Source organism: Shewanella sp. ISS20, assembly GCF_056522965.1.
The window spans coordinates 1946882-1968546 of sequence record NZ_JAWRZK010000001.1 but is presented as its reverse complement, the minus strand read 5'-3'; the positions used below and the strand labels follow the sequence as shown (position 1 = coordinate 1968546).

Below are 21665 nucleotides of genomic sequence, written 5' to 3'. Positions count from 1 at the left end.
CGGCTTTGGTTAGCGTTAATGCTAGACATCACTCAGTTTAAAAAACGCATAGCTACAGGCGCATATTCATTCCTATGCATACTGCAATATATAGCCGGGTACATATAGGTGCATGCAGCAAGCAGAAAATAAAATGCGCCCAGCAATGAATGGCTTAAGCCGTGCTGGGCGCAGGTGCTAGTTAGAAAACTTAATTATTTAGCTTAGTTGTTAGGCTTGCTTGCAAGCTGCGCTGATAGAAATAAGCGCTTAGCTCTTTAAGCGCTCAAAGCCAGCCGCTAAGTCAGCAATCAAGTCATCACAGTCTTCCAGACCTATGTGAACTCGTACTAAGGTGCCGTTAAAATCCACTTTGCCAGCAGGGCGAATAGCGTTTAACTCTTCAGGCTGGTTGGCTAAAATCAGTGATTCATAACCGCCCCATGAGTAAGCCATGCTGAAGTGATGGAAGTTATCTAAATACTCTGCCAGCTGGGCATCGGATAATTTTTCTTTTAATACAAATGAGAACAAGCCGTTGCAACCCTTAAAGTCGCGCTTATAAAACTCATGACCTTTGCAGCTTGGTAGTTCTGGGTGGTTTACGCGCTCAACTTCTGGGCGCGCCGCTAACCAATGGGCAATCTTGATACTGCTTTCTTGATGCTGCTTTAAACGAACCGCCATAGTGCGCAGGCCGCGGGCTGCTACATAGGCAGTATCGGCATCAACCATTTGCCCCATCAGGTATGAACGTTCTCGCAATTGATCCCAGCTGCGCGCATTAGCTACTGCGGTGCCGAGCATGGCATCAGAATGGCCGACTATGTATTTAGTGCCGGCTTGAATCGAAATATCTATGTCATGCTCTAAGGCTTTAAACAAAATACCCGCCGCCCAAGTGTTATCTATCATGATAATAACTTCTGGGTTTACGCTACGAATGGCCTTAACCATGGCTGGAATATCTTGCACTTCCATAGTCACTGAGCTTGGTGATTCCATGAATACCACTTTAGTGGCTGGCGTCATTAAGTCAGCAATACCGGCACCAATTAACGGGTCATAAAAAGTGGTGCTGATATTCATATCTTTTAAGATGATGTTACAGAAATCTTGAGTTGGCTCATAGGCGGCGCCTGTCATCAATACATGATCGCCACTCTTCACAAAGGATAAAATGCTATTGGCAACTGCTGCTGCGCCGCAAGGATATAACGCGCAACCAGCGCCGCCTTCTAATGCCACCATGGCATCTTGCAGCGCGAAGTGAGTTAAGGTGCCGCGCCGGCCATAAAATAAGGCGCCATTGGTGCGTTTTTTCGCGGCTTCTTTTTTAGCTTTGACCGATGAAAATACTAACGATGATGCGCGCTGAATCACAGGGTTTACTGAGCCTTGGCTTACGCGTTCACTGCGACCCGCAGTCACTAATAAGGTACTTATTTTTGGATTAGGCATATTCATTCTCAATCAAGGGTATTGTCGAGGAAAGCACTCACGGCCTTGGGGCGGTTAAGTATTCATGAGTAAAGCTTGCTGCTACATAAATCACACAAAAAAACCATGCCTAGCGCTATGCTCAAAACTGGCTTGTTTAAGTCAGCCTGCGCGCCGTCATTAGGCTGATAATAACTTTCATGTTACCCCTATTTAAACCGCTTGATAAGTATTCAAATTTTTTATCCTTTTAGTGCTTTGTCTTATCGACATAGCGCAAGCTACAGTCATGTTTTTGCCGTGAGTGAACTCCTTGGTATCGCTATCTAATGGATTACTTGCATGAATTTACGCTCGGTGATTGATGACTCAGCTTGGCGGCTAGGGGCTGTAATGTTAGGAATTATCAGCAATACTTCGTCATGTATATCATGGGGGAGCGTTAAGCATGTCCATCAGAAAGCAACTGCAAGGCTATATAGCGGCCAAAGATATTGCGCCAGAACATGTCGCTGCGGCGCTACAAGTGAGTAAACTCAGGCCGAATCGTGGGCAATGGTTTACCTTTATCGATCAGCTGTTACTGTGGTGCGCCGCATTGGCGCTCGTTATCGCGGCGCTGTTTTTTATTGCTTATAACTGGGATGACTTCGGCCGTTTTAGTAAATTTGCCGGCCTTGAAGTGTTAGTGATACTCGCTGTGGCCAGTTACCTTAAGTGGGGTAAACAGGCGTTAGTGGCGCAAGTGTCATTAATGGCCGCGTCTATTGCCGTCGGTGTCTTACTCGCTTTTTTCGGTCAAACCTATCAAACCGGCGCCGATCCTTGGCAATTGTTTGCCATTTGGGCGGCGCTGATTTTACCTTGGGTCATAGTCGGGCGCTTTTCGGCATTATGGATGTTGTGGCTGGCGCTAGTGAATTTGGCCTTAGTGTTGTGGCTGGTGGACTTAAGGCCGAGGTGGTTATTCTTCCCCATGTATGAGTCACTGCTCTGGGCCATATGTATAGTTAACGGCTTAGCGCTCTTGGCTTGGGAGCTAATCTTGCGCCCGTGTTTAGCGCTGACTGAGCGCTGGTCATTTCGCTTAATTGCGACAGTTGCCGGCACCTCGCTAACCCTATTAGCGCTCGAACCCATCATCAATCACAACGAGTACAGCCAAGTAGACAATACCGCGGTAGTGGTGTGGGGCTTATGGTTATTGGGCTCTGTGGTTTGTTACCGTTATTGGCGCCGCGATTTATTTATGTTGGCGGGCGCAGCCTTATCCTTTGAGACCTTAGTGGTGTGTTTATTTGCGCGCTTATTGCTCAATGACTTTGATATCGGCGGTTTTTTAGTGCTAGCGCTAATCATCATTGGTTTAGGGGTAGGTTCAGCCATATGGCTTAGAAATGTTCAGCGAGGATGGCAGCAATGAGTCCTAATAACGAGAGTCTATGGCGTGAGTTACAGCAGGCTAAATTAGTGGTCGGCGAGGCGCCAGTGCCAAGCATAAGCTCACCTTGGTATGTGAAATTGTTAATGGCGTTATCTGGCTGGTTAGCGGCGATATTCGTGCTGATTTTTTTAGCTGTCTCTTTTGATGTTATCTTTCAAGAGCCGCCTATCTCTGCATTGATTGGTGTTGGCATGATAGCAGCAGCTTCTGGTTTTTTTCGCACACAAGTCAGTGAGTTTATGGAACACATCGCGCTGGCGGTGAGCTTTGCCGGCCAAATGTTAATTGGGTGGGTGATTTTTGAACTCACGATTGAGGCCAATGCTTGGTTACTATTAGCGGCCATGCAATTACTGCTAGCGCTGGTAATCCCTAATACATTACACCGTTGTTTGTGCGCCTTATGTTTTACGCTATGCGCTTGTGCTGGGACTTTGTTAGTCGGCATAGTTGGGATTATTCCGAGCCTATTAATGGCGCTAGCAGCTTGGCTGTGGGTCAATGAATTTAGCTATCCTAAATGGCTTAGCGATATTAATGCGCTTGGCTATGGATTACTGCTGGGACTAGTGATTACCGCTTGCGTAAATTGGTATGGTGACGTGAGTTACTGGTTTAACGCCCCGGACATATTTAGGGTTATCCCGCCGCCTTGGCTTGACGCTGTGCTCACTGGATTAGCGCTCTGTTATGTGGCCAATCACATAGTCAGCCGGCTTGGGTTTCCTCTGGTGAGCCTACTTAGCTTATGGATGTATGTACTTATTGCGCTAGTGTGCGCCGCAACCATGTATGCCCCTGGCATTAGTTTGGCGGTATTAATCTTATTGCTAGGTTTTTATGGCAGTAATCGCCAGTTGTTAGGCCTTGGGATTGCCTCTTTGCTCTGTTATGTCAGTTACTATTATTACCAGTTAGACACGAGTTTATTGCTAAAAGCCCAAAGCTTATTGCTGCTAGGCGTTGTCTTATTGGCGGCGCGCTGGGCGTTAGTGCGAGGAGCTAAGACTCAGCAAGGAGTAACCCATGAATAAGTTAGTGGTTGTCATCACCTTAGGAGTAATTCTTGCGGCGGTTAATTGGTCTATTTATCAAAAAGAGCAGTTGATAGCCCACGGCCAAGGCATGTATTTAGCGCTTGTCCCTGTGGATCCGCGCTCGCTGATGCAGGGCGATTATATGGCATTAGGTTTTGCCTTGGCTGAGCAAGTTGCGGCCGCGCTGCTTGTTACTAATAATACCCGCGCAACCGCTACAGTGGATCTTGCTGAGGGTGTTGATAATAGCGGCAGTATTGAAGGTAGCGACACTAGCGAGAGCGGCGAGATAGCTGACGAGAATCTTTCTACAAGTGCTGAAATCAGCTTTGTTGATAGCTCAAATCATGATGGCTTAGTGTTGGTGGCACTCGATGATAATCAGCAAGCGAGTTTCCTGCAAATTTATAATGGCAAGGCGCTCGGCGCGAAGCAATTACTGATTAAATATCGTTTGCGCGATGGCGAGATTAAGCTTGCTAGTAATGCTTTCTTTTTTGAAGAAGGCCAAGCTGCGGCGTTTGAGTCTGCTCGCTTTGGATACTTTAAAGTCGCAACTAATGGCGATTTATTGTTGGTGAGTTTGCACGATAAAGACTTTCGCAATCTAGCGCCGTCAGTAAGCGCTGGGAATTAAGCGCTGGGAATTAAGCGTTGGTAACTAAGTGCTACGAACTAAGCGCTGTAGGCAGAAATAAACAAAAAGGCGTGAAGCTTATTCTTCACGCCTTTTTTGTTGAGGCAGCGGCGTTAACACCTTTATTTGATCTAGGCTTGCCTGCAGTTAATCGCGGTTAGCGCGCAGCTTCTGCAATATCGAGCTCATTGTGGATCAGTACCACGCACTGAGAAGCAAATAGCATCTTAGGGCCTAGGCTAATTTTCTCTGCGCCTAGACGCTTTAAGGTATTAAAGCTCTTTTTTGGCATAGGAATATGATCTGTCAGTAAAAAACATGGATTAGGCGCAAATTCGACATCACGAATCGAGCTGCCTTTTTTATCCATCATATACAGTTGATAATCTTCTGAGAGATCTTTAACCAACTTTTCAAAGCTAGTGGTGCTGACGGTAATACCGCTTTTAACCTGCCTAACTTGTTCCTTTTCCATGCCTTTTGATAATTGCAGCGCTGTGGCTATGGTGTTGATTAAGGCTTGCTCGTGAAAGCCACCTAAATCATGGATAAGGTTAGGTTGAAAGCAAATGGTTCGAGAGTAATCTTGAGTGCTTTCAAGCACTAAATACACAATCACATCATCACGATGAGACTGGGCCACAAAAATGGTATTCATTAATGTGTGCGCCAAAATTTCGGTATGGGCATCTTGGCCAACGGCGGCTAAAAAGGCTTGATTGTCGGTCGGGGCTGCTCGGGCTCGTAATACAAAGGCACGCATGGGATCTAAGTCCTAATGAGTCAAAATAATAAAATGAATGCAGATGTTGACGGCCTGTCAGCATCAGAGGCTATGGCGCATTATCGCTGTTTTACACCCGCAAGTAACGGTATTAATGGTGCCGCCTGGCAAAATTAGCGCCATATCCTATGGTGTTAATATCAACGGGAGACGGCTTAACTTGCTGACATCTCAATTAATTTAGCGGAGGCGAGTATGGCGGATATGGAAAAGGCGCTGGCAAGTCAATTGGCCAATATTGAAACTCGTAGCGGTAAAACCATGGCGGAATTAATGACGATTGTGAATCAAAGTGGCTTAGTTAAACATAGCGAACGACTCGCTATGCTAAAAACCGCTTATGGTATGGGCCATGGTGATGCCAATGTAGTCGTGCATATGGCAAAGCAATCCCAAGCCGTTACAGCGCCCATACCCTTAAGTGATGAAGAGCTGTTAACTAGCTTATATCCTGATAAAAAAGCGCCGCTACTTATTATTCATCAGGCGTTACTTGTCACGCTTAATAGCTTGGGGCCATTTATCATAGCGCCGAAACAAAACTACATAAGTTATCGGCGGAATAAGCAGTTTTGCATGATAGGGCCTGCCACTAATAGTCAGATTGAAATCGGTCTTAATATTAAGCACTTGGAAGCGGATGAACGCTTAAAAGTCATGCCAGCAGGGCAAATGTGCCAGTATAAACTGCGCTTAAGCTCAGTAGTTGAGATAGATACTAAGGTCATTTCTTGGTTAGAGGCCGCTTATTTGGCGGCGGGTTAACTGCGCCTCCTTTATTAGTGCTAAGCAGCGCCACTCCTTAATAACACTTCTTCAAATCGCACCTTTTTCTCATCAATTCATACCTTAAGTTTGCCATGGCTGGCATGGATTATGGCTAGACGCTCAGCGGCATATCATCTACTCTGCGAGGGAAATTTCTTATTGATTCAATTAGTAGAGCCTATGCGCCATATCGCAGTAACAGGCCGAGTAAAGGACGTACATGTTTAATTTTGATCATTATAATCCGACTCGTATTTGCTTTGGGCAAGGTCAAGTGCAGCAGCTTGATAGCTTAATTCCTCAGGATGCCCAGGTATTGATTTTATTGGGCGGCGATAGTGCGCGGCGCTTTGGCACTTTAGCCGAAGTGCAGCAAGCCTTAGGTGAGCGCATTGTTTTTGAATTTAATGGTATTGAGCCCAATCCCAGTTATGAAACCTTAATGCAAGCCGTAGCGCTAGTGCATGAGCATAAGATTGATTTCTTGCTGGCGGTTGGCGGTGGCTCTGTGATTGATGGCACTAAGTTTGTTGCGGCTGCGGCGCTTTATGACGGTGAGCCTTGGGAGATTTTGCAAAGCTTTGGCGCTAATGTCACAAAGGCGCTGCCATTAGGCACGGTATTAACTTTACCAGCCACCGGCAGTGAAATGAACTGCGCTGCTGTAGTGACTCGCCAATCACTGCAAGCTAAATTGCCTTTTAGAAACCCATGTGTGTATCCGCAGTTTTCGATTCTTGACCCCACCAAAACTTACACCTTACCGCCGCGTCAAGTTGCCAATGGTGTGGTGGATGCGTTTGTGCATATTACCGAGCAGTATTTAACTTACCCAGTGAACGCCGCGGTGCAGGATAAATTTGCTGAAGGTTTGCTGCAAATATTGATTGAGCTTGGGCCGCAAGTATTAAACGACCCACAAAACTACGATATTCGGGCCAATTTAATGTGGACAGCCACCACAGCCCTTAATGGCACCTTAGCCTCCGGCGTACCCCATGACTGGGCGACCCACATGATAGGTCATGAGTTAACCGCGCTGTATGATATCGACCATGCCCGCACTTTAGCCATTATTCTGCCGGCATTGCTGACAGTGACTCAAACGGCAAAACGCGAGAAATTACTGCAATATGCCGAGCGCGTATGGCAGATTCGTGATGGCAGTGAGCAGCAAAAAATCACTCAAGCTATCGCTAATACTCGCGCCTTTTTTGAAACCATGGGGTTACCTACGCGTTTAGCTGCTTATGATTTATCTCAAGCAGCAATCGATAACGTGTTAGCTCAGTTAGAGCAGCACGGCATGGTGGCCTTAGGTGAGCACGAAGATATCGATGTGATTAAGAGCCGTGAAATTTTAACCTTAGCCTTATAAGCCAACGGATAAGATTGTTATAGCTGTAATGGTTGGTGTAATTATTTCTGTAATTACTGTCTTAATAACCAATAGCGCAGTAGTTTAAAATGCGCGCGCTATTGGTAATTTTTTAATAATTTGATAATGTGAGCTCAGCTTGGACAGCATATCGTAATCGCACAGGGATATTTGCAGAGTCATTACTATGGATAGTCAGTCACCCCCAGTTGTTATCGCCAAACAAATAGTGACCATTAAGCCCAGTCTGCTGGCTTGGGCGCTCATCGCCCTCGTCGTAAGCTATTTAAGTGTATTGGGATTCAATCTTCTTATGCCCTTAGGTTATGCCATTTTATTGGTATTTACGGCGGCGTTTACTGCTTGCGCCTTTTATCTCGCTCACTGCGCTAAAAATCATTTAGTTCATATTCAACAAGATGATCGCTGTGATGGCGGTTCAAATTAATTAGACATTCATACGTATAGATGGCTATAATTCGAGCGCAAATTTTTTGCACTCGTCAACTTTAAATGGTGCCTGCTTTTGAGTGGGATAATCGGGAAATCAGTGCGATGCTGATACTGCCCCCGCAACGGTGAATGGTGAGTAAACAGTGCGTTTAGGCGTTAATAACTGTTTACGTGCGTAATAGCAGAACCTAAGTCCGGAGACCGGCCTTTAAAGCGATTTCAGTGATTTCGGTGGGCAGATCCTGAGGTGCGATTTCACGCAGGCTTAATTGACTGTGCGCGGCGATATTGCCCCATTTCCTTAGAATAAAACAGGTAAATGGGAAGATGACACAGATGAAAGCGACTCAACTCGCGGTTTTACTTGGGCTGTTATTAAATGGTCAAGTGGCTGCGAGCAATAACGATGTAGAACATATCTTAGTCTTAGGTCGCAGCGATGCCGACATTATGGCCATGGCTGCCAATGTGCAAGTCATAGGTGAACTCGCTATAGCCAATAGCGGTGCCACCAATCTAATTGACTTACTGCGCGGCGTAAATGGCATCCAAATCTCGGATAATAATACCCAAGCGACTATTGCTATGCGCGGCTTTACAGGCTCGCAAGCGTCCAATAACACCTTAATTTTACTTGATGGCCGCAGACTCAATAATATTGATCTTGCGGCGCCTGCGCTGCGCGCCATTCCCTTAAGTTTAGTGAAAAGCATTGAAGTCTTATCGGGCAGTGCCGGCGTATTATATGGCGACCAAGCGGTAGGCGGGGTGATTAATATCATTACTCGTAAACCTGAAAATAACGGCGCTAATGTGCAATTAGGCGGCGGCAGTTTTGAGAGTTATCAAGGCCAAGGCGACGTTTATGGCCGCTTTAATCAAGACTGGAGTTATTACGGTTCTGCCAGTTTACATAGCTCAGATAATTATCGCGCCCATAATGACTCCGACACCGGCTCTGCTTTAGCGCGCATTAATTATGATGATACTAAGAGCAGTTTTTACGCTGAGGCGAGTTATTTTGATAATAAAGTACAATCTCCAGGCGCGTTAACCGCCGCGCAATTTGCCGCCGACCCAAGGCAAGCGTCTAGTCCTGACACTAAAGACTATCAGCATGATATGACCAATGCTTGGCGTCTTGGCGCTAGTCATCAACTAAATTCTGTGTGGACCTTAGTGGCTGATGCCGATTATAGCGATAGCTTAGTGACCTCTGTGAACTGGGGCAGCGCTGGGCGCAATGAGCGCAGCCTTTTTAGTATCATGCCTAAGGTGTTAGCTAACTTTGCGACCGACCGCGGCCCTATGACCATGATAGTGGGCGGTGATTTTACCCGCGGCACTTCAGAATTTAGTTTTGGGCGTGAAAATACCCAAAGCGTGAGCAGTGGCTATGTGCAGGCCACTGTGCCATTAAACTCAAGCTTAAGTTATGTGGTGGGTGGCCGTTACGCTGAAGCGCGCGATCATTTGTTTGATAATAACGTATACCCAGGTGGGGTTGAGTTATCACAAGATGCGACCGCTTTTGAATTGGGGCTAAATTATCGTCCAAGCAATGATGTGCGTTGGTACATTCGCATGGATGATAACTTTCGCTTTGCCAAAGTGGATGAGCAAGCTTACACCCCTAAAGGTGTGATTGGGCTTAAACCACAAACTGGGCGCTCTTATGAAACTGGAGTGGACTGGGCGTATTCCGCGCTTAATTTAAGCCTTAACCTTTATCGCTTAGATTTAGAAGATGAAATTATCTTTGATAGTAATCCCGAATTAACCCCAGAAGGTGGCGCCTTTAATGGCGCCAATATTAATGCTGAAGCATCGCGGCGCTATGGCGTTAATACCTCAGCGACGTGGCAATTACCGCAAGACTTTGAGCTGATTGGTGAGTATCAATATATCGATGCTAAGTTAACCGAAGGGGTTAATCAAAATAAGCGTTTATCTTGGGTGGCGCCGCACACAGGGCGAGTGCAACTGAGCCAAACACTTGGTGAGCATTGGCAGTGGCAAGTTGAAGGGGTATTTACTTCATCACGCTTTGTGGAAGGTGATAGTGCCAATGTTGATAGTAAATTGCCGTCTTACGGATTAATGAATCTGGCGGCGAATTATTATTTGGATGATTGGAGCTTGAGCATGCGTATTGATAACGTATTGGATAAGCAATATGTGGCTTCTAGTTATTACAGTGCAAACGGCAATGGCTATTATTCTGGTACGGGTCGCAATCTGCAATTGACCCTGCAATATCAGTTTTAACTAAGATTCGCCCGAGAGGATTAGCAAGATTGTTAATATCTCGGGCGCAATACTTGTAAAAGCTTGACCCTATGGTTATTTTTAGGGGAGACACTTGTGTTAGCACACGATAAAAATAACCATAATCAGGCTCCCTCTATCATGACAGAATTAGAGCAGTTGGTGTTCCAGCAAATTCGTTCCATTATGGGCAATGAAGAACAAATTCTTGGCCGAAAAGGAACCTTACTCCCCCTAAAAAAGGCCATTATTGCCGATGGCGATATTCAAAATGTGATTGATATTGTGGCGAGCGATCCCGCACTTTCAGCCCATTTATTATGGCGCTCAAATACGGCCGCAAGCTCTAGCGGTCAAAGTAAAAATCGCAGTATTAAAGAAGCCTTGATTCGTCTCGGTCAAATCAATATCTATCGTTATGCCTTCTCTTTTTATTTAAAAGAGCGGCTGGATGAATTGCCACAACCCTATAAAAAGTTAGTGTTTGGCTATTGGAAGTTAAACGAGAATATTGCTGAAGATGCCATGCTGTGCCTAAAAGAGCTCGAAGGCCTAAAAGTCGATGCCGATGAATTGCAAACCATCGCCTTATTTAGCGTGTTTGGCCAAATTATCGCATTAACGGCTTTTGCCTATTTAAATGCCAAAGCTGAGCAAACCATTCCACTTGAAGTCATGAAAAGTATTATCGATCATGAGCAGCAGTCATTAACCTTAGATGCCTTTGAAGCGCTGCAATTAGATCAAGAACTGATAGATGAGTTTTTGATTGCCCATAATCTCAATCAATCCACTAATCCCAATTCCGCCGGCCTGATTTTACGACGGGTGTTATCGCGCCGCGGCTTATTACTCAATCCTTTGTGAGCTAGCGAGGCTATGCCTAACTAGCTCTATCATGGGTGCTATTTAGCTTAGTGCTGCAGTTCTTGATGACTTAAGGATTGAATGCAGGCTTGCAGCGGCTGATTAAGCGCATCGCTTTTGCGATAAGCGGCAAACAGTGGTCTGAAAAAGCCTTTATCACCTAAACGTAAACTTACTAATGGATAGGCCTTAAGCTCCTTCAGCGCCCAGTGCGGTAGCGCTGCTACACCTTGTGCTTGCAGCAGTAATTTCGCCACTTGCCCTAAGCTATCACAAGGAATTTCCTTGCCCAGAGTAATACCTGCAGGTTCTAAAAAATGCTGCACTAATTCGGTTTTGGCAGGCAAGAGCGGAAAACTAAATAAGGTCAGGCCCGCTAAATCTTGCGCTTGAATTTGTTGGCGCTCTGCTAGTGGATGATTAGCGGCCACCAATAAGCGAATCTCATAATCAAATACATGCTGATAGGCAAGCGCTGGGTCGCGGCTGAGCTTAGAAGTTAATACCAAGTCTTGCTGGCCGCTCACGAGTGAATGTAGCGCCGCTTGTGGATGCTGACTGGTTAACTGTAATTCGCTGCTACTTAATTCCTGACGCTTATTTTCAGCCACTTGGGCTAACCAGCCATTTAATACTGGCCAATGCGCGGCGGCGCGAATTTTAGGGGGCGCTTGCGTTGAGCCATGCTTTAACTGCTGCTCGGCGTGCTGCACTTTTGGCAAGATATCTTCAGCTAATTTCAGCAGCCTTGCGCCTTCTTCGGTAAAACATAAGGGCTTACTCTTACGAATAAATACCGGCGAGTTGATTCTAGTTTCTAGCTCTTTAATCTGATGAGAAAGCGCCGATTGGGTCACAAAACGCAGTTTAGCCGCTGCTGCTAAGCTGCCGCTTTCCTTAAGAGCCAAAAGGGTTCGTAAATGTCTGAGCTCAATCATAAGTCCACTCTTAGCGCTTAGGTTTGGTTCATTGTTGCTCAAGATTAGCACAGCAAACTTCTGGACGTCTAGATGGTTGCCGCTTTAAATTTACAACCACTTAGCTAACTATTAACCATGGTGGGCTTGACTCATTTTTTAAGCGCAGCCGTCTATACTGAGTAAAAAACACCAAGGAGCAAGTTATGAGCCATACCTATAAGATTATTGAATTGACAGGATCGTCGCCCATTAGTAGTGATGAAGCCATCCGCAATGCCATCGCATCGGCAGCCGAAACCTTAGATCATTTACGTTGGTTTGAAGTTATCGAAACTCGCGGTCATTTAGAAAATAATGCCGTGGCTCATTGGCAGGTGACGATTAAGCTTGGTTTTACCTTAACGCCTCACAGTTAAGCATTGGGCTGCACACAAGGCAGCCTAATGGCATTTATCAATAGGATTAGGCGTCGCGGCTTAATCCTTTTTCAATAATGCGAATCAAGCGCGCTGTTTTACGGTCTTGATTAACTTCTGCTTGTAACTGGCGAGTAAGCGCCCAAGTAAAGTGCTCTAGCAGCATGCTATCGTGTGGGTACTGCTCTAATTTAGCCTTAAGCGCCGCAATAATATCGCTATGACTTGGCGCATTGCCGAGCGCTACTGAAATATTTCTTAACCAGCGCCTATGGCCAATGCGCCGAATAGGGCTGCCTTCCGTTTTGGCTAAAAAATATGTTTCATCCCATGCAAATAAGCTTAAAAGATTAGTATCTTGCCAAACATCGCGAGTTTGAAAATCTGCTTCCTGACTTAAAGGCGCGGCGCGGTTGTAAGGGCACACCAATTGGCAATCATCACAGCCATAAATTCGATTCCCTATGAGGGGGCGCAGATGTTCAGCAATCGGGCCATCTAATTCAATGGTTAAATAAGAGATGCAGCGCCTAGCATCAACGGTAAAAGGCGCAACTATGGCGCCCGTTGGGCAGCTGGTGATGCAAGCGGTGCAAGCCCCACAGTCTTGCTGATTGGGTGTATCTATGGGGAGCGGTAAGTTAATCAGTAACTCACCTAGAAAAAACCAACTGCCAGCTTCTTCACTGAGTAATAAGGTGTGTTTTCCCGTCCAGCCAAGACCAGCCTTGTGCGCTAATGGCCGCTCTAATATGGGCGCTGAATCCACAAACGGGCGATAGTCTGTGTGCCACTCACTAAAGGTGGCAAGCTCTGCCGCAATTTTATCGCCAAGCTTTTTAAGGCGTTGCCTTAATAGCTTGTGGTAATCACGGCCGCCAGCATAGCGAGAGATATAGCCATGCATCGGCTCTTTAAGTTCACGGGTAAAACGGGCGTTAGTCGGTAAATAATCCATGCGCGCACTAATGACTCGAACGCAGCCTGGGTGCAACTCATGGGGGCGGGCACGCATCATGCCGTGCTGCGCCATATAGTTCATGTCACCGTGATAGCCTTGGTCTAACCACGCTTGCAGCTTAGGTTCATGGCTGCTTAAGTCGGTATCAGTAATACCGATTGCGGCAAAGCCTAGTTCTTGCCCCCATAGTTTAATTTGAGTGGCTAAGTGGGCTAATTGAGTTGAACTGAGTGGACAAGCTGGCGACATGGCGTACAAGGTATAGAAATAATGTGGCTAGTTTACCTTGCCTAAGGGTGAGCGCCAAATCACAGCCACATGGACATTTAGCCTAAAGGTAAGCGACAGAGTGAGTTCAGCGCTAATAGCTTGTTTCTGTTATAATCGCGTCCTTGTTTATGGCTTAGGTATGACTAAGCCATAGTGATGGTCAAAGCCCTTGATAGTGGCTTGGCCACAACGTACTTAAATTTGATTGGATTTAATTTTTAGGAATCGCGAATGACCTCAGTAAAAAAATGGCTCTTGGCCGTGGGAGCTATGGCGCTCTCAACGCCTGCGTTGGCAAGCTCGAGCTTAGAGACCAGTGGTGACATAGTGCACTTAGCTTTGCCAGTTAGTGCGCTTGCCGCCACAGTGTTTTATGAAGAGGGCGATGCAGGCATGTGGCAGCTCGCAAAAGCTGCGGTATCAGCGCGCTTAATTACTGAAGGCTTAAAACTTGCGGTTTATAAAGAGCGCCCAGATGGCAGTGGCAATGACTCGTTTCCGTCTGGCCACACCACAGATAGTTTTATGGCAGCGACATTTATTCAGCAGCGCTATGGCTGGCAATATGGCGCGCCAGCCTATGTTGCCGCGACTTTTGTGGCTTATAGCCGCGTTGAGAGTGACAAGCATTATGTCGGTGATGTGCTTGCGGGCGCAGCCATTGGCGCATTAGCGGGTTGGTACTTTACTGACCCTTATGAAAATATAAATATCACGCCAATAGTAGGCAATGGCCAGTATGGTCTGTATATTAGCGGCCGTTTCTAATCGTTAGAGAATTCCTATGACTGAAGTAAGTGCTCAATACCGCGAAACCGCTCGCCTCGCTGCCATTAACGTTGCGGCGCAAGTGTTTCCTATGAATGAGATGCCAGAAAGCTTGCATGAAGCTTTTGCCGATCTGTATGAGCAATTAATGCTAGATAGTGATAGCTTGTTTTCCACTCATTATCAGGCCATTCCTGCCAGTGCCCGCGCGTTAATCAGTGACGCTGAGTTTCATGGTTTCTTCATTGGTCACGCTTGGTTAAAGCTGACCATGGCTGGCCAAGAAATCGCTGACCGTCAGGATTCAGAGGATGCTGTTAATGAACAGGCTTATGCGGGTATCTTCGCTAAGCTGATTGAGCAGGCGCTCAAAGAAAGCATTAAGAAGCTGAAAAAAGCCCGTACCGATCGCTCTATGCTTAATGCGATTAAGCAAGTGATTGCGTAAGGCTTGTCAGCATAAAAAAAACCGCCGAAAGGCGGTTTTTTTATGGGTAACGATTTAGAAGGAGGTGCGCTTATAGCTGCGATACTCGGGCTTCCAAAAGTTACTTTCAATCGCTTGTCTTAATATTTCATTGGTGGTCGGCAGTGCTAGGTCTTGATCCATAGCCACGCGGCCAACAGCAAAGGCAATGTATTGGCTCACGGCATGAATATCTTCAAGTTTCGGCAATAAGCCGCCTTCACCATCGCTGGCTAACGGTGAGCATTCAGCCAAGGCGCGGCTGGATGCCATTAGCATTTCATCGCTAACGCGGCGCGCGCCGCTCGCTAATACGCCAAGGCCTATGCCTGGGAAGATAAAACTATTATTGCACTGCGCAATTTCATAGGTTTTACCTTCATACACCACAGGCTCAAACGGGCTACCTGTGGCCACTAACGCCTGACCTTGAGTCCAGTGGATTAAGTCTTTAGGGGTAGCTTCTACACGGCTAGTGGGGTTAGACAGCGGGAAGATAATAGGTCGTGGGCAATGGCTATGCATGGCCTTAATAATTTCTTCAGTAAATAAGCCTGGCGCGCCGCTTACACCTATTAATACGGTAGGTTTTGCGTTATTCGCGACATCAAGTAAAGAGACATTATCATTGCCGTTTTGCCACTGGCCTATCGCATCGGCTTTTTGCCCAAGCTTAGCTTGGAAGCTCAATAGATTCGGCATGTTATCGAGTAATAATCCCCAGCGGTCGACCATGTAGATTTGGCTGCGTGCTTGCTCATCACTGATGCCTTCAGACACCATTTGCGCAATGATGGCTTCAGCTATGCCGCAGCCAGCGCTACCGGCGCCAAGAAAGGCCACTCGTTGATCTTTAAGCTGGCTACCGGCGGCTTTGCAGGCTGCCAGCAATGAGCCAACAGTCACCGCCGCTGTGCCTTGAATATCATCATTAAAGCAGCAGTATTTATCTTTATAGCGCTCAAGTAGTGGCATGGCATTCTTTTGCGCAAAATCCTCAAATTGAATCAGGGCATTAGGCCAGCGGCGCTGCACGGCTTGCATAAAGGCTTCCACAAAGTTGGCGTATTCCTCACCACCAATGCGCGGATGACGCCAGCCCATATACATAGGATCTTCTAATAAATTAGGATTATCCGTGCCCACATCTAAGGTGATAGGCAAGGTATACGCCGGGCTTATGCCGCCGCAACTTGTGTACAGTGACAACTTACCAATAGGAATCCCCATGCCACCAATGCCTTGATCGCCAAGGCCTAAAATGCGCTCGCCATCGGTAACTACTATGACTTTAACTTTATGACGGGTGGAGTTATTTAAGATGTCATCAATGCGGTCTTTATTGGGATAGGACACAAATAAACCGCGGTTACGGCGATAATCCTGAGAGAAACGCTCGCAGGCTTTACCCACAGTCGGGGTGTAGATGATGGGCATCATCTCGGTAATATGGTTTTGAATTAACCGATGAAACAGGGTTTCATTGGTGTCTTGAATATTACGCAGATAAATATGCTTATCGACATCACGACTAAAGCTTTTGAACTGATCGTAGGCACGCGAGGCTTGCTCTTCAATGGTTTCAATCACGTGTGGCACTAAGCCTTCGAGATTGAAAAACATCCGTTCTTCGTGGCTAAATGCACTGCCTTTATTGATTAACGGTGCTTCGAGAATGGCAGGACCTGCGAAAGGGAGATACAGAGGGCGTTTATTATCTTCCATGGTAAACCTTGTTTGGCATTAGAGTTATAGAAAGTTCAATGCGTTAAGGTTAACACGGAATGTGATCTTTGTTGTATTTGTCGGCTGCTTTTTGTGCAAAATCAATCGCAGCCGAGCATCAATGACGATGAGGGTCTTATTTTTCGCGGTGAATTAAGCCTAAGCCTTTAATGGTGTAGCGCAGAATTTGATCGCCACAATTGCGATAATTCTTGTGCTCAGGCTTTTGGAATAATGCGCCTAATTCTGATTTAGAAAGACGAAAATCAGCCATCTTAAGAGCCGCTAAAATATCATCATCTTTTAACTGCAAGGCAATTTTGATTTTACGTAAAATCATATTGTTATTGAGTTCAGTCAGAGGCTTTGGCAATTCTGCGCCTTCTTTCAAACCGCGTTTTTCAATAATAATGCCATCTAAAAAGCGGCATAACAGTTCATCGCTTAGCAATACAAACCCAGCGTCTTCTTCTTTTTTCATAAAGGCCAATAATTCAGCCTCAGTCATAGCCGCACCCATCTTCTTAAATATTTTTAAGGCATGAGTGTTGTTATAGTTGAAGATGTAGCGAATCTGTCTAAATTTATCGTTGTTTATCATGGTTTTCCAGCATTTATATGCGATGACTGAGCAGCATTTATCGCGGCTCTAGCGGGTTGACATAGCTAGTTAAAAAGCTTGTAGAAATATTGCGCGGGATAATAGCACAGATTGCGGGCTGAGATCGATGCAAACGCTGAGCGCGCCTCCAAAGGGCTGCGTGTTGGCGCTTTACATGGCGCATAAAAAAAGCGGCTACAAGGCCGCTTTTTTATATCAATTGAGCCTTATTAAAAAGGATCAATTAATTCAGTCATTTGATTAGTTTTTTAATCGAGTTACTTAATTTGAGTTACTTGATTTGAGTCGCGGCCCACTTGGCGCGATTATTTGGGCTTTCACCTAAGTTATGCTCGGCGCGATAGCTCTTATAAGCTTCAGCGTCCAATTGCACTAAAGTGACTTCCACATCAAGAATTAGCTTACATTCTTTTTTGATGCGCCAAGCGCAAGTAGTGTAAAGCTCAGTTAACGGCAATGAGCTTAAAAATTCTGGATTGTATTGGGTATACACAGCTTGAGTTGGGTACACCACGAACGCTAAGCGGCGCTTAGGCTCCTGCTTAAACAAGGTTTCAATACCATCACAAGTATCAGCAACACGCAGTTCAATGGTTTCATCGATTTCGAGCAGTTTCTTTTGCACTAATTCAGGCGCAATAGTGGTACCCGCTTCCCAAGCAAGCACTTGCTCTACGGTTGTTTGGGTTAACTGTGCAAGTAGCTGTGCATCTAGGCCGAGAGACATGCGTAAATATTGCATCTCAACAGCATTTAAATCAGGTTGCTTTGCCATAATTATTATCCTATTGCTTACCAATTAGCAGTGGGCTAGCCACACGTTGTCCACCCATTCCCAGAAGGATTCCCAAGTGGTTTCTTCGTCAAGATAGCCATCTTGCCATAAATAAACCCTACCTTCTTGATCTATACAATAAAAATCATCACCAACTTGACAAATCGGCAATAAATCCCGCGGCAGGCCAATGGACCAAGCGTAAGAGGCGACTTCAGGTAAATAGGTGTGGGAGCTCGGGTCTGATACTGTTACTGGCTCAATACGGCCAACAATCACATCGCTGGCATACAGCAAAAACTCTTTTAGTTCTCGAGGAAAGCCGATTAATAGTTGTTCTTCGGCTTGCACCAGTTGGTCATACTCAGGTAATTCCAACGGGACGGGAACGGTTTGGTTAAGTTCCTGCAGGCGTTCAATCAATTCATTCATGTGATGTTCCGCTATCTAAATTTGGCGGCAGTATAGCCTTTTGTGGTTAAGGCTGGCTAATCGTTTGTGAGGCGAACTCGATAAAAAGGCTGCGCCAAAATGGCGCAGCCTTAGGGGATTGCTATGGGTTATTACAGCGAATCTGGCGTGATAATCACGATTACCAGATTTTGACTCTTTGGTCCTCAGGCAGATACATGCCATCGCCAGGTTTTACATCAAAGGTTTGATAGAATTCTGGCATGTTAGCGAGCGAGCCAATGGCGCGGAACTTACCCGGTGAGTGCGGGTCAGTGGCAACCCGGTTACGCATGGCTTCATCTTTAAGCTTGCTGCGCCAGATTTGGCTAAAGCCAATAAAGAAACGCTCATTACCACTTAAGCCATCAATGACAGGGGCTTGTTGGTTATTTAAGGACATTTGATAGGCTTTATAGGCGATAGTGACCCCAGATAAATCGCCAATATTCTCGCCTAAAGTAAGCTCGCCATTCACGTGTAAATCATCAAAGACTTTATAGCCATTATATTGCTTGATGAGGGTGTTACCGCGCAGAGTAAACTCGGCTAAGTCTTTTTCTGTCCACCAATCTTTAAGGTTGCCATCACCATCAAATTTAGCGCCTTGGTCATCAAAACCATGGCCCATTTCATGGCCAATCACAGCGCCAATACCGCCGTAATTGACGGCATCATCGGCATCCATAGTAAAGAAGGGCGGTTGCAAAATCGCCGCAGGGAACACGATTTCATTCATGGTCGGGTTGTAGTAGGCATTGACGGTTTGCGGCGTCATAAACCATTCCCACTTTCTTATTGGGCCGCCAAGCTTTTCTAACTCTAATTGATGATTAAGGCGATTGGCGTTGACTATGTTGCCGACCAGATCGCTAGCGCTTATGGTCAGGGCTGAATAATCGCGCCATTGGTCAGGATAGCCAATTTTAGGATTAAACTTAGCCAGCTTTTCTTTGGCAGCGACTTTAGTTTCTGGGCTCATCCAGCTGAGTTCATCAATGCTTTGGCCATAAGCGGAGCGCAGGTTTTCAACTAACTGCTGCATTCTTTGTTTGGCTTCTGGGGTGAAGTGACGCTTGATATAAATCTTGCCGACAATTTCACCGAGCACGCCATTAACGTTATCTACCCCAAGCTTCCATCTAGGTTTTGGCTCGGCTTGACCGTTAAGGGACTTGGCGAAAAACGCGAAGTTTTCATCGTTAAGAGGCGTGCTTAAGTCGCTCGCAAACTGAGTTAATAACTGCCATGTGAGGTAGGTTTTCCACTCTGGCAGAGTATCTTGGTTAATCAGCTTACCCATACCAGTAATAAAGCTTGGCTGGTTAATAATAATTTGAGCTTGTTTATCAACGCCAAGGGCGGTTAAGTAAGCTTGCCAATCAATGCCAGGACTTAAGGTCGCTAAATCTTTAGTGGCAACAAGGTTGTAGGTTTTAGTGCTATCGCGCGTTTCCACTTTATCCCAATGCAGCTTAGCTATGTCGGTTTCTAGGGCTAACACTTGCTTAGCGCTTTCTTCTGGATTGGCTAAGCCTGCCAAGGTAAACATTTTGGCAATATGAGCAAGATAGGCTGCGCGAATTTCTAGGTATCTGGGTTCAGCAGATAAGTAATAATCGCGGTCGGGTAAGCTTAATCCCGCTTGCCAAATGTGGGCAGCATAACGGGTTGAATCTTTGGCATCGGCATTAATATAAAACGCAAATGGTGTGCCGCCGCCCATGATTTGGCTTTGGGCAAAATAGCTCATTAATTGCGATGGGCTGGCGATAGCATTGATCTCAGCAAAATATGGCTTAAGTGGCGTGACACCAAGTTTATCTATGGTGGCTACATCCATATAGGCGCGATATAAGTCGGCCACCTTTTGCTCGTCACTGCCTGGGGTGAGGTTAGGCGTTGCGGCCACTTCTTCAATAATGGTTTTAACGTCTTGCTGGGCTTGCTCACGTAAATCATAAAAGGCGCCAATGCTCACTTGATCGCCAGGAATTTCGGCATTGTTTATCCAAGCGCCATTCACATAGGTATAAAAGTCATCTTGCGGGCGCACTGAACTGTCAAAGTTTTCAAAATCAATTCCGGAGCTCAGCTCTTGCTTAACCGCAGCGGCAACTTTAGATACCGCAGGGCTTGCAGCCTCTGTAGTTGGCGTTGCGGCTTGCTGGCTAATATCGCTTGGATTACAGGCCGTTAACAGCGAGATTGCTGACACACATACGCTGCCTAAGATTAACTTGCGCATAAATATCCCTTGTTATAGTGAGCCCTGACATGGGCAATGACGCCTATGGTATGTGGTGTTGCAATAATGTAAAGCTAATGGGTGTTTTTTCAGTCGTTCTACTGAATAAAAAATGTAACTAAAATTTTGTCGAGGCTTATGGGCGGTATCACAAGCCTTGTTAGCTTAGTTTGGCTATAATCGGCAGCTATTTGATTGGGTGGGTATGACAGTGCGTCTTGATAAATACATATGTGAATCTACTGGCTTGACTCGTTCTTTAGCTAAACGAGCGCTTAAGCGTGGAGAGATAAAGGTTGATGGCATCATGGTAAAAGATGCCTCATTACAGCTAGTGGATGGCAGTATTGTGACTTTCAATGATGAGGTTATCCAAGTGCTGGGTAATCGCTACATCATGCTCCATAAGCCGCAAGGCTATATTTGTTCAACCCAAGATGAAGTGCATCAGTCAGTATTAAATCTGCTGGATGTGCCTCAAGTGGAAAAACTGCATATTGCTGGCCGTTTAGATGTCGATACCACAGGGCTAGTGCTAATAACTGATGATGGCCAATGGTCGCATCAAGTGACATCCCCTAAAAAGCAGTGCGCTAAGCGCTATCGGGTGGAACTAGCTGAACCTGTAACTGAAGAGCTCATCGAACCTTTTGCTACGGGTTTAGCGCTGCGCGGTGAAGATAACCCGACCTTGCCAGCTAAGCTTGAAATTTTGGCCTCCCATGAGGCGTTATTAACCATTAATGAAGGCAAATATCATCAAGTAAAACGGATGTTTGCTGCTGTGGGTAATAAGGTGGTGGCTTTGCATCGTGAACAAATCGGCGCGATTGAACTGGATAGTGATTTAGCTGAAGGTGAATGGCGTCTGTTAACCGCTGCAGAAGTTGCCAGTATCGGCGCTTAAGTTGGCGTGAGTTAATATAAGTGCTTGCGCATTAAGTGTTGTTTAGCATTAACCGCAGCCAATAAAGAAGGGCTTGCCACTG

22 protein-coding genes and 1 riboswitch are annotated in these 21665 nt (G+C 45.9%); of the genes, 13 read left to right on the top strand and 9 right to left on the bottom strand.

From position 1 onward, the window contains the following. Nucleotides 1-249 precede the first annotated feature (249 nt). Nucleotides 250-1440, bottom strand: a complete 1191-nt coding sequence (gene metC, locus AC1HDP_RS09125; RefSeq protein ID WP_479638502.1) for a cystathionine beta-lyase — start codon at nt 1438-1440, stop codon at nt 250-252. A gap of 427 nt (nt 1441-1867) precedes the next feature. Between metC and AC1HDP_RS09120 the strand changes: the two genes are divergently transcribed. From AC1HDP_RS09120 to AC1HDP_RS09110, 3 genes are read left to right on the top strand one after another with little or no spacing between them, the layout of a single operon-like run. Then, nucleotides 1868-2842, top strand: coding sequence for a DUF2157 domain-containing protein (locus AC1HDP_RS09120; protein ID WP_479638501.1), 975 nt, complete (start codon nt 1868-1870; stop codon nt 2840-2842). Then, nucleotides 2839-3897, top strand: coding sequence for a DUF4401 domain-containing protein (locus AC1HDP_RS09115; RefSeq protein ID WP_479638500.1), 1059 nt, complete (start codon nt 2839-2841; stop codon nt 3895-3897). The genes AC1HDP_RS09120 and AC1HDP_RS09115 overlap by 4 nt, the downstream gene beginning before the upstream one ends. Next, nucleotides 3890-4537 carry a GDYXXLXY domain-containing protein gene (locus tag AC1HDP_RS09110; protein WP_479638499.1) on the top strand — a complete coding sequence of 216 codons (648 nt, stop codon included), beginning with the start codon at nt 3890-3892 and terminating at the stop codon, nt 4535-4537. Before AC1HDP_RS09115 ends, AC1HDP_RS09110 begins: the two co-directional genes overlap by 8 nt. Nucleotides 4538-4694: 157 nt before the next feature. Here the strand turns inward: AC1HDP_RS09110 and trmY are convergent, their stop codons facing one another. Next, nucleotides 4695-5300: a tRNA (pseudouridine(54)-N(1))-methyltransferase TrmY gene (gene trmY / locus AC1HDP_RS09105; RefSeq protein ID WP_479638498.1), complete on the bottom strand. Its 606-nt coding sequence runs from the start codon at nt 5298-5300 to the stop codon at nt 4695-4697. Nucleotides 5301-5315: 15 nt separating this feature from the next. On the opposite strand from trmY, the gene AC1HDP_RS09100 reads away from it, so the two are divergent. The 6 genes from AC1HDP_RS09100 (at nt 5316) to AC1HDP_RS09075 (ending at nt 11055) form a co-directional block, all read left to right on the top strand. Next, entirely contained in the window at nt 5316-5438 is a 123-nt protein-coding gene (locus AC1HDP_RS09100) for a hypothetical protein (RefSeq protein WP_479638497.1), read from the top strand. Nucleotides 5439-5516: 78 nt separating this feature from the next. Then, the gene (locus AC1HDP_RS09095) at nt 5517-6086 is read left to right on the top strand and encodes a DUF4287 domain-containing protein (protein WP_479638496.1); all 570 of its coding nucleotides are present in this window, start codon (nt 5517-5519) and stop codon (nt 6084-6086) included. Between the two features lie 223 nt (nt 6087-6309). Beyond that, a complete protein-coding gene (locus AC1HDP_RS09090) occupies nt 6310-7467 on the top strand; it encodes an iron-containing alcohol dehydrogenase (RefSeq protein ID WP_479638495.1) in 1158 nt (385 codons plus the stop codon). A 187-nt stretch (nt 7468-7654) separates the two neighbouring features. Continuing rightward, nucleotides 7655-7915, top strand: coding sequence for a hypothetical protein (locus tag AC1HDP_RS09085; RefSeq protein WP_479638494.1), 261 nt, complete (start codon nt 7655-7657; stop codon nt 7913-7915). A gap of 49 nt (nt 7916-7964) precedes the next feature. Further along, a riboswitch (cobalamin riboswitch) is annotated at nt 7965-8144 on the top strand. Nucleotides 8145-8247: 103 nt separating this feature from the next. After that, a complete protein-coding gene (locus tag AC1HDP_RS09080; protein ID WP_479638493.1) occupies nt 8248-10188 on the top strand; it encodes a TonB-dependent receptor family protein in 1941 nt (646 codons plus the stop codon). Nucleotides 10189-10329: 141 nt separating this feature from the next. Beyond that, complete coding sequence (locus AC1HDP_RS09075) at nt 10330-11055, top strand: HDOD domain-containing protein (RefSeq protein ID WP_479639865.1); 726 nt, start codon at nt 10330-10332, stop codon at nt 11053-11055. 47 nt (nt 11056-11102) lie between these two features. On the opposite strand, the gene AC1HDP_RS09070 is transcribed toward AC1HDP_RS09075, so the two are convergent. Then, on the bottom strand, nt 11103-11993 hold the full coding sequence (locus AC1HDP_RS09070) for a LysR substrate-binding domain-containing protein (protein WP_479638492.1): 891 nt from the start codon (nt 11991-11993) through the stop codon (nt 11103-11105). A gap of 185 nt (nt 11994-12178) precedes the next feature. On the opposite strand from AC1HDP_RS09070, the gene AC1HDP_RS09065 reads away from it, so the two are divergent. Beyond that, nucleotides 12179-12391, top strand: coding sequence for a dodecin (locus AC1HDP_RS09065; protein ID WP_140933458.1), 213 nt, complete (start codon nt 12179-12181; stop codon nt 12389-12391). Between the two features lie 46 nt (nt 12392-12437). Here AC1HDP_RS09065 and queG read toward each other — a convergent pair whose 3' ends face one another. Beyond that, nucleotides 12438-13601 carry a tRNA epoxyqueuosine(34) reductase QueG gene (queG, locus tag AC1HDP_RS09060; RefSeq protein ID WP_479638491.1) on the bottom strand — a complete coding sequence of 388 codons (1164 nt, stop codon included), beginning with the start codon at nt 13599-13601 and terminating at the stop codon, nt 12438-12440. 291 nt (nt 13602-13892) lie between these two features. Here queG and AC1HDP_RS09055 point away from each other — a divergent pair, with 291 nt between their 5' ends. Together AC1HDP_RS09055 and AC1HDP_RS09050 are read left to right on the top strand one after the other, a co-directional pair. Then, the gene (locus AC1HDP_RS09055) at nt 13893-14390 is read left to right on the top strand and encodes a phosphatase PAP2 family protein (RefSeq protein WP_479639864.1); all 498 of its coding nucleotides are present in this window, start codon (nt 13893-13895) and stop codon (nt 14388-14390) included. A gap of 16 nt (nt 14391-14406) precedes the next feature. Then, nucleotides 14407-14838, top strand: a complete 432-nt coding sequence (locus tag AC1HDP_RS09050; RefSeq protein ID WP_479638490.1) for a DUF3069 domain-containing protein — start codon at nt 14407-14409, stop codon at nt 14836-14838. 54 nt (nt 14839-14892) lie between these two features. Here the strand turns inward: AC1HDP_RS09050 and AC1HDP_RS09045 are convergent, their stop codons facing one another. From AC1HDP_RS09045 to AC1HDP_RS09025, 5 genes are all read right to left on the bottom strand, one after another. Further along, nucleotides 14893-16581: an NAD-dependent malic enzyme gene (locus tag AC1HDP_RS09045; RefSeq protein WP_479638489.1), complete on the bottom strand. Its 1689-nt coding sequence runs from the start codon at nt 16579-16581 to the stop codon at nt 14893-14895. Between the two features lie 136 nt (nt 16582-16717). Further along, entirely contained in the window at nt 16718-17182 is a 465-nt protein-coding gene (locus tag AC1HDP_RS09040; protein ID WP_140933454.1) for a YehS family protein, read from the bottom strand. 292 nt (nt 17183-17474) lie between these two features. After that, the gene (locus AC1HDP_RS09035) at nt 17475-17978 is read right to left on the bottom strand and encodes a DUF4447 family protein (protein WP_140933453.1); all 504 of its coding nucleotides are present in this window, start codon (nt 17976-17978) and stop codon (nt 17475-17477) included. Nucleotides 17979-18002: 24 nt separating this feature from the next. After that, nucleotides 18003-18410 (bottom strand): SMI1/KNR4 family protein, encoded by a 408-nt coding sequence (locus tag AC1HDP_RS09030; protein WP_140933452.1) that lies wholly within the window; start codon nt 18408-18410, stop codon nt 18003-18005. A gap of 160 nt (nt 18411-18570) precedes the next feature. Continuing rightward, on the bottom strand, nt 18571-20676 hold the full coding sequence (locus AC1HDP_RS09025) for a M13 family metallopeptidase (RefSeq protein ID WP_479638488.1): 2106 nt from the start codon (nt 20674-20676) through the stop codon (nt 18571-18573). 205 nt (nt 20677-20881) lie between these two features. On the opposite strand from AC1HDP_RS09025, the gene rsuA reads away from it, so the two are divergent. After that, nucleotides 20882-21583 (top strand): 16S rRNA pseudouridine(516) synthase RsuA, encoded by a 702-nt coding sequence (gene rsuA / locus AC1HDP_RS09020; RefSeq protein WP_479638487.1) that lies wholly within the window; start codon nt 20882-20884, stop codon nt 21581-21583. The last annotated feature ends 82 nt before the right edge of the window (nt 21584-21665 follow it).